General features: G+C 69.3%; 6 protein-coding genes. 2 read left to right on the plus strand and 4 right to left on the minus strand.

All coding sequences use genetic code 11. The features are described 5' to 3' along the window. Positions 1-47 precede the first annotated feature (47 nt). The 4 genes from AAC134_RS07275 to AAC134_RS07290 form a co-directional block, all read right to left on the minus strand. Entirely contained in the window at positions 48-1,739 is a 1,692-nt protein-coding gene (locus tag AAC134_RS07275; RefSeq protein ID WP_339948405.1) for an ABC transporter ATP-binding protein, read from the minus strand. After that, positions 1,736-2,581: an ABC transporter permease gene (locus AAC134_RS07280; protein ID WP_339948411.1), complete on the minus strand. Its 846-nt coding sequence runs from the start codon at positions 2,579-2,581 to the stop codon at positions 1,736-1,738. The genes AAC134_RS07275 and AAC134_RS07280 overlap by 4 nt, the downstream gene beginning before the upstream one ends. Positions 2,582-2,625: 44 nt before the next feature. Next, positions 2,626-3,570, minus strand: coding sequence for an ABC transporter permease (locus AAC134_RS07285; RefSeq protein ID WP_339948406.1), 945 nt, complete (start codon positions 3,568-3,570; stop codon positions 2,626-2,628). Between the two features lie 143 nt (positions 3,571-3,713). Beyond that, the gene (locus AAC134_RS07290; RefSeq protein WP_339948407.1) at positions 3,714-5,333 is read right to left on the minus strand and encodes an ABC transporter substrate-binding protein; all 1,620 of its coding nucleotides are present in this window, start codon (positions 5,331-5,333) and stop codon (positions 3,714-3,716) included. 253 nt (positions 5,334-5,586) lie between these two features. Here AAC134_RS07290 and AAC134_RS07295 point away from each other — a divergent pair, with 253 nt between their 5' ends. Then, a complete protein-coding gene (locus AAC134_RS07295; protein WP_339948408.1) occupies positions 5,587-6,894 on the plus strand; it encodes an ArgE/DapE family deacylase in 1,308 nt (435 codons plus the stop codon). Continuing rightward, on the plus strand, positions 6,894-8,387 hold the full coding sequence (locus AAC134_RS07300; protein WP_339948409.1) for a M81 family metallopeptidase: 1,494 nt from the start codon (positions 6,894-6,896) through the stop codon (positions 8,385-8,387). The genes AAC134_RS07295 and AAC134_RS07300 overlap by 1 nt, the downstream gene beginning before the upstream one ends. Positions 8,388-8,535: the final 148 nt, after the last annotated feature.

The following is an 8,535-nucleotide window of genomic DNA, read 5'->3' on the forward strand; positions in this document are numbered from 1 at the left end:
GCCCCGAACATGAAAACGCCGCCCCGGGGGGGCGGCGCAAAGGGGGGTTAGCGCGCGGCGGCGATGGTTTCCGACACCGGTCTGAAATTGGCGAAGTCCCAGTGCCGTCCCGGCGCCGCCTCGATCAGGGATCGGGTGTAGTCGGTGCGCGGATTGGCCAGCACCTCGGCGGCGGGCCCGGATTCGACCACCAGGCCCTTTCGCATCACCATCACCTCGTCGCAGATCTGGGCGGCGACGCGCAGGTCGTGGGTGATGAACAGGATCGCGATGCCCATCCGCTCCTGGATCTCGTCGAGCAGCCGCAGCACCTGCGCCTGCACCGAGACGTCCAGCGCCGAGACGGCTTCGTCGGCGATCAGCAGGTCCGGCTTCATCGCCAGCGCGCGCGCGATGGCGATGCGCTGGCGCTGCCCGCCCGAGAACTGGTGCGGGAACCGGTCGATGGCGCTGCGCGGCAGCCCCACCAGCTCCAGCAGCTCGCCCGCGTCCTTCATCGCCTGCTTGCGCGAGACGCCGAAGTTCAGCGGCCCCTCGATGATCGACTCGCCGACCTCGATGCGCGGGTTGAGGCTGCGGAACGGGTCCTGGAACACGATCTGCACCCGCTTGCGATGCGGCTTCAGGCGGCTGAGCGGGATCGTCGCGATCTCCTCGCCCGAGATCTTCACCGAGCCCGAGGTCGGATCGACCAGCCGCACGATGCAGCGCGCCACCGTCGACTTGCCCGAGCCGCTCTCGCCCACGATCCCCAGCGTCCGGCCCGGCCCGAGCGTCAGGTTGACCGCGTCGGCGGCCCGCGTCTCCTTGGCTTTGCCGAGCAGGGTCTTGGAGGTGTAGATCTTGGTCAGCGCCTCGGTGCTCAGCGCCGGCGTCGCCTTCTTGGGCGCCGGACGCGCGGCGCGCGGGATCAGCGAGGGCACGGCCGAGAGCAGCTCGCGCGCATACTCGGTCCGGGGCCCGCGCAGCAGCTCGGTCACCGGCGCCCGCTCCACCGCCTCGCCCAGCCGCAGCACGGTCACGTCGTCGGCGATCTCGGCGACCACGCCCATGTCGTGGGTGATGAACAGCACCGCGGTGCCCAGCTCCTCGCGCAGCTCGCGGATCAGTTTCAGCACCTGCGCCTGCGTGGTCACGTCGAGCGCGGTCGTCGGCTCGTCGGCGATCAGCAGCTTGGGCCGCAGCACCAGGGCCATGGCGATCATGATCCGCTGGCGCTGCCCGCCCGAAAGCTGGTGGGGGTAGGAGCCGAAGATCCGCTCGACGTCGGGCAGATGCACATGCTCCATGATCTCGAGCACCGCCTTCCGGCGGTCGCCCTTGGACTGGCCGTGCGCCTCCATCACCTCGGCGATCTGGTCTCCGACCTTCATCACCGGGTTCAGGGCGGTCATCGGCTCCTGGAAGATCATCGCCATCTGGGTCGCGCGCATCGAGCGCAGCCGGTTGGGCGACTGCTTGAGCACGTCGACCCCGTTGACCAGGATCTCCCCGGTCGTGGCCCGCAGCGCCTTGGGCAGCAGCCCCATCGCGGCAAGCGAGGTCAGCGACTTGCCCGAGCCGCTCTCGCCCACCAGGCACATCGTCTCGCCCGGCTTGATCGACAGCGACAGGTTCTTGACCACCCGGGCCTCGTCGTCCCCGTCCAGCGCGATCGAGAGGTTGCGGATCTCGAGCACGTTGCCGTCGGGCGAGGTCGCCTCGCGCCTCGCCTCGGTCACGGTGCGGGCTTCGCTCATCGGTCGATCCCCCTCTTGGCCAGGCGCGGATCGAGCGCGTCGCGCACGGTGTCGCCCACCAGGTTCACCGACAGGATCGCCAGCGACAGCACCAGGCCCGGCCACAGGATGATCCCGGGGTTGATGATGAAGTAGACGCGGCCCTCGGCCATGATGTTCCCCCAGGTCGGGGTCTCGGGATTGATGCCCGCGCCCAGGAACGACAGGATCGCCTCGGTCAGGATCGCGGCGGCGCAGATATAGGTGCCCTGCACGATCAGCGGCGGGATGGTGTTGGGCAGCAGGTGGCGGGTCAGGATCTTCCAGGTCGGCGTGCCGACCGAGATCGCGGCCTCGACATAGGGCTCCTCGCGCGCCGAGAGCACCACCGAGCGGACCAGCCGCACCACGCGGGGCACCTCGGGGATGACGATGGCGATCAGCACGGTCTGCAGGCTCGCGCCCGACAGCGACACGATGGCGATGGCCAGCAGGATCGAGGGGATCGCCATCAGCCCGTCGACGATGCGCATCAGCACCGCGTCGAGCCCCCGGAAGAAGCCCGAGACGAGGCCGATCACCAGCCCCAGCGCCACCGAGAGGATCGCGGCCCCCACGCCCACGGCCAGCGAGATGCGCGCGCCGTAGATGATCCGGCTCAGCAGGTCGCGCCCGAAGGCGTCGGTGCCCAGCAGATACTCGTCGGACGGCGGCTTCAGCCGCATCGCCGGGTTCAGGCGGATCGGGTCGTGGGGCGCGAGCAGCGGCGCCGCGATCGCCATCACGATGATCGCGATCAGCACCACGGTCGCCGTGGTGGTCACGGGCCCGGCGAAGAACATCTGCCGGGTCCGCTGCCACATGGCGGCGCCGCGGGCGGGCGCGGGGGAAAGCTCCGGTGCGGTCGTCATGCGTAGCGGATCCTCGGATCAAGGATGACGTAGGCGATGTCGATCAACAGGTTGATCCCCACGTAGAGCATCGAGGCCAGCAGGATCACGGCCTGGATGACCGGGTAGTCGCGCGCCAGCACCGCGTCGACGGTCAGGCGGCCCAGCCCCGGCAGGTTGAACACGGACTCGGTCACCACCACGCCCGAGATGATCAGCGCGAAGCCGATGCCGATCACGGTCACGATCGGCACGGCCGAGTTGCGCAGCGCGTGCTTCATCAGCACCCGCCGCTCGGCCAGGCCCTTGGCCCGCGCGGTGCGCACGAAATCCTCGCCCAGCGTCTCGAGCATCGAGGTGCGGGTGATGCGCGCGATCAGCGCGATGTAGAGCATGGTCAGCGTCAGCGTCGGCATGGCGATGCGTTCGGCGAACCGCCCCGGATCGTCGAAGATCGAGGTGAAGCCCTGCACCGGCAGCCATTTGAGATTGATCGCAAACACCTGGATCATCACGTAGGCGATCACGAACACCGGCACCGAGAAGCCCAGCACCGAGATCGCCATCACGACCCGGTCGATGATCGTGCCGTGTTTCCACGCCGCCAGCACGCCCAGCGGCACGGCGATGACGATCGAGAGGATGATGGTGGTCAGCGCCAGCGAGATCGTCGGCTCCATCCGGTCGGCGATCATCCCGGCGACCGGGGTGCCCGACAGGATCGACTCGCCGAAGTCGCCCTGCAGCAGGCGCCAGCCCCAGTCGGCGAACTGGATGTAGATCGGATCGTTCAGGCCCAGCCGCTCGCGGATCTGCTCGAGCTGCTCGGGCGTGGCCGTGTCGCCGGCGATGATCGCGGCGGGATCGCCGGGCGAGAGGCGCAGCAGCAGGAAGACGAACAGCGCCACGAAGATCATGACGGGGATCGCCGCCAGCACGCGCCGGACGATGTAGGACAGCATGAGGGAAACCTCGCTCGCAGCCGCGGCGCCTTCTGCGGACGGACGGCGCGGGGACGTGGATCGGCCGGCCCTTGGGCCAACCTGGGCGCGCGGCTCGGGTCGAAGGCCCGGCCCCCGGGCGGGGGCCGGGCCGGGGGATCAGGTCACTCGGACTTCGAGATGTTCCAGAAGAACGGGGCCGGCCCGCCCAGGACGCCGTCGAGCTTGCCCGACCACGCGGTCGGCGTCGTGTACTGGCCCAGCGGGATGTACATGGCGTTCTCGTAGGCGAAGGCCTGCAGCTTCTCGGCGATCTCGGCCTGCTCCTCGACCGAGCCGGCCTTGGCGTAGGCGGTGCGCAGCTCCTCGGCCTCGGGCATGTCGGGCCAGCCGAACCAGCCGCCGTCCTTGCCCTTGCCGTTGACCATGTTGTTCACGATCGGGTTGAACACGTCCGCGCCCACCCAGTTGGTGAAGAACATGTTCCAGCCGCCGTCCGACAGCGGCGCCTGGGAGGCGCGGCGCCCGACCAGCGTCTGCCAGTCCATCGCCTGCAGGTCGACGTTGAAGCCGATGTCGCGGAACGCCTGGGCGGCGACCACCGGCTGCGTGTTCAGCGTGCCCACGTCGGTGGGGTGCATGATCACGATCGGCGAGCCGTCGTAGGAGCTTTCCTCGAGCAGCGCCTTGGCGGCGTCGAGGTCGTCCTTCTCCAGCACCGGACCCGCGCCCGCGTCCGACTCGAGCGGCGTGTCGCACAGGAACATCGCCCCGCAGGCGGTGTAGTAGTCGGGGTTGCCGATCAGCGCGGCCAGAACGTCGTCCTGGTTCATCGCCATCATCGCCGCCTGACGCACCTTCAGGTCGTCGAACGGCGGGTTGAGGAAGTTGAACCGGCCGATGGTCACCAGGCCCATCTTGTTGAGCACGTCGACCTTGACCTCGGGCACCTGCTCGAGCACCGGCAGCAGGTCCAGCGGCACCTGCTCCCAATAGTCGATCTCGCCCGACATCATCGCGTTCATCGCGGTCTGGGCGTCGGACATCACGATCCACTCGACCCGGTCGACCTTGGCGACCTTGCCGCCCGAGGCCCAGGAGGGCTCTTCCTCGCGGGGCACGTAGTCGGCGAACTTCTCGTAGACCGTCTGCACGCCGGGCTGGAACTCGTCCTGCACGAAGACGAACGGCCCCGACCCGATCTGCTCGGGGATCGGCTCGGTCGAGGGAACCTCGGCCAGGCGCTTGGGCATGATGAAGGGCACGTTCGAGGACGGCTTGGCGATCGAATCCAGCACCAGGCCATAGGGCTCGGTCAGCCGGATCTCGAAGGTCTTGTCGTCGACGGCGACCATCTCGGAGACGGCCTCCATCAGCTTCTGGCCCATGCCGTCGCGCTCGCCCCAGCGCTTGAGCGAGGCGACAGCGTCCTCGGCGGTCACCGGGGCGCCGTCATGGAACACCAGCCCGTCGCGGAGCGTGATGGTCCAGGTCAGCTGGTCCTCGGAGATCTCGTAGCCCTCGGCCATCTGCGGCTTGATCTCGTAGTCCGAGTTCAGCGCAAACAGCGTGTCGAAGACCATGTAGCCATGGTTCCGCGACATGTAGGCGGTGGTGATGATCGGGTCGAGCACGCGCAGCGACGAGTGCATCACGACCTTGAGGGTCTGGGCCGAAAGCGGCGTGGCGAGCAGCGCGGCGGCCGCGGCGCCGGCAAGCAGCGCGGCCGAGGTCCGGCGGCGCGGCGCCGCTCGGCGTCCCGTCTTGGCGAGAAAGTCGAACATTCGCGTCTCCTGTCGGATCAGCCGGCCGTGGAATGCCGGCGCCCCCTTCCCCCCGGAAGGACTCGGGCGCCAGGCTCCGGCAATCTTGTTTTTTCGCAGCGGGCCACGGATCGTCTGGCTGCGGGTCGATCGGCGCCTTTTGCAGGTGCGAGAGAAAGGTTGCGTCGTGCGTCACGGCGTTGTCAATCTATGTCCGAACCAATAACCCCGTATCGCTGTGCGAATTGATGCGCGGCGCCCAAGGAGACGCCCGATGACCGCTCACCTGCCTGTCGATGATGCAGATCGCGCCGCCATCGTTGCAGCGGTCGCCGACAACTTCGAGTCGCAGACCGCCTTTCTCGCCGATTTCGTCAGGATCCCTTCGCAACGCTTCGAGGAAGGCCCCGCCCAGGACTTCATCGCCGCCGCCCTGCGCGCCCGCGGCTACGAAGTGGACGACTGGAAGATCGAGCTCGACGACCTCAAGGACCTGAAGGGCTTCGGCCCGATCGAGGGCGATTTCTCTCGCGCCCGCAGCGTCGTCGGCGCGCACCGTCCGGACCAGGTCAAGGGCCGCTCGCTGATCCTTCAGGGCCACCTCGACGTGGTCCCCACCGGCCCGCTCGAGATGTGGGAGACGCCGCCCTACGAGCCCGCGATCAAGGACGGCTGGATGAACGGCCGCGGCGCGGGCGACATGAAGGCCGGCACGGTCTGCGCGCTGTTCGCCCTCGACGCGCTCCGCAAGGCCGGGTTCGAGCCCGCCGCCCCGGTCTTCTTCCAGTCGGTGATCGAGGAGGAGTCGACCGGCCTCGGCGCCCTCTCGACCCTGCAGCGCGGCTACCGCGCCGACGCGGCCCTGCTGCCCGAGCCCACCGGCCACCGTTTTTCGAACGCCCAGGTCGGCGTGCTGTGGTTCAAGCTGAAGGTCCGCGGCAAGCCGGTCCACGTCTCGGTCGCGGGCGAAGGCTCGAACGCGATCATGGCGAGCTTCGAGGTGTTGAAGAAGCTCTCGGCCCTGCAGGAGGAGTGGAACGCGCGCAAGGGCGACGATCCGGTCTGGAAGGACGTCCCCCACCCGCTGAACTTCAACGCCGGCAAGATCCAGGGCGGCGACTGGGCCTCCTCGGTCCCCGCCTGGTGCGACGTCGACTGCCGCATCGGCGTGCTGCCCGGCTTCGACCTCGACAAATGCAAGCAGGAGATCCTCGACTGCGTGTCCGCCGCGGCGCGCGAGAACCCGTTCCTCGCCAACAACCCGCCCGAGGTGGTCTGGAACGGCTTCCAGGCCGAAGGCTGGGTGCTGGAGAACGGCGACGAGCTGCACGAGGTCCTGTCCTCGGCCTACTCCGACGTTTTCGGCGACGAGATGATGGAGCTGCGCTCCTCCACCGCCCTCACCGACACCCGCTTCTACGAGCTCTACTACGACATCCCCGCCGTCTGCTTCGGCCCCAAGGCCCTGAACGTGCACGGCTTCGACGAGAAGGTGGAGCTGGCCTCGATCCAGCGCGTGACCGAGACCATCGCCCTGTTCATCGCCCGCTGGTGCGGGCTCAACAAGATCGAGGCTGCGTGATGGCCCCCAAACGCATCGTCTTCGGCGGATTCCTGCACGAGACCAACACCTTCGGCCCGTCGCTCGCCACCTACAGGGACTTCGAGGGCGGCGGCGGCTACGGCCGCATGTCCGAGGGCGAGGAGCTGCGCGAGAAGGTGCGCGGCGTGAACGCCGCCATCGGCGGCGCGATGGAGGTCGGCGAGCAGCAGGGGTGGGAGTGCATCCCCACGATCTACTGCATGGCCTCCCCCTCCGCCCACGTGACGCAGGACGCGTTCGAGCGCATCACCGCCCGCCTGCTGGAGCTGATCGCCCAGGCCGGCGAGATCGACGGCATCTGCCTCGACCTGCACGGCGCGATGGTCACCCAGCATCTCGACGACGGCGAGGGCGAGATCCTCAAGCGCATCCGCGCCCAGGTCGGCGCCGATCTGCCGATCACGGTCAGCCTCGACCTGCACGCCAACGTCACCCCCCTGATGGTCGAGATGGCCGACGTGCTCGAGAGCTACCGCACCTACCCCCACGTCGACATGGCCGAGACCGGCCGCCGCTCCGCCCGGATGATGGCCCGCCTGCTCGCCGGGGAAAAATTCGCCAAGGCCTTCCGCCAGATCGATTTCCTGACCGCGATCAGCTGGCAGACCACCTTCGAGAACCCCGCCAGGGACCTCTACGCCAGGCTCGAGGAGCTGGTCGCCGACCCCCGCTGCCCGTCCCTCTCCTTCAACATGGGCTTCCCGGCCGCCGACTTCCCCGACTGCGGCATGGCGATCACCGCCTACGGCCCCGGCGCCGAGATCGCCGCCGAGCAGCTGGCGCTGGCCATCGAGGCCGCCGAGGCCGACTTCGCCGGCCCCGTCTGGTCCCCCGAGGAGGGCGTGCGCGAGGCGATGCGCATCGCCGAGGGCGCGACGAAACCGGTGGTGATCTCCGACACCCAGGACAACCCCGGCGCCGGCGGCGACAGCGACACCATGGGCATGCTGCGCGCGCTGGTCGCCTGCGGGGCCTCGGGCGCCATCGGCAACATCTTCGACCCTGCAAGCGCCGCGGCCTGCCACGCCGCCGGCGAGGGCGCCACGATCAAGCTCGCGCTCGGCGCCAACTCGAAGATCCCCGGCGACGCCCCCTACGAGGCGGAGTTCCTGATCGAGAAGCTCACCGACGGCCGGTTCCTCGCCCGGGGCGGATACTTCTCGGGCCGGACGATGGACATGGGCCCCTCGGCCCTGCTGCGCATCGGCGAGGTGAAGATCGCGCTGGTCTCGACCAAGGCGCAGATGGCGGACCGGGAGATGTTCCGCTCGCTGGGCGTCCCGCCCGAGGACGAGAAGATCCTGGTGGTCAAAAGCTCCAACCACTTCCGCGCCGACTTCCAGCCGATCGCCGAGGCCATCCTCGTCTGCGCCGCCCCCGGCCCGATGGCCGTCGATCCCGCGACCCTGCCCTGGACCCGCCTGCGCCCCGGCCTGCGCACCTCCCCCCTAGGGACCCCCTTCCGGTCCTGACCCCCCGCCGCCCCCGGCGCGCCCGCCCCAGCCCCCCGGGGCGGGCGCCCCCCCGTCCTCCGGGCGCGCCGCCCCCCGCCCCATCCGCGCGCCCCGCAACTCCAGGCGCCCGGCGCCCCGCCCGACCCGGGCGCGAGCGCCTGTTCTC

This window comes from uncultured Albimonas sp. (assembly GCF_963977235.1).
In the GTDB taxonomy this organism is placed as follows: Bacteria; Pseudomonadota; Alphaproteobacteria; order Rhodobacterales; family Rhodobacteraceae; genus Albimonas.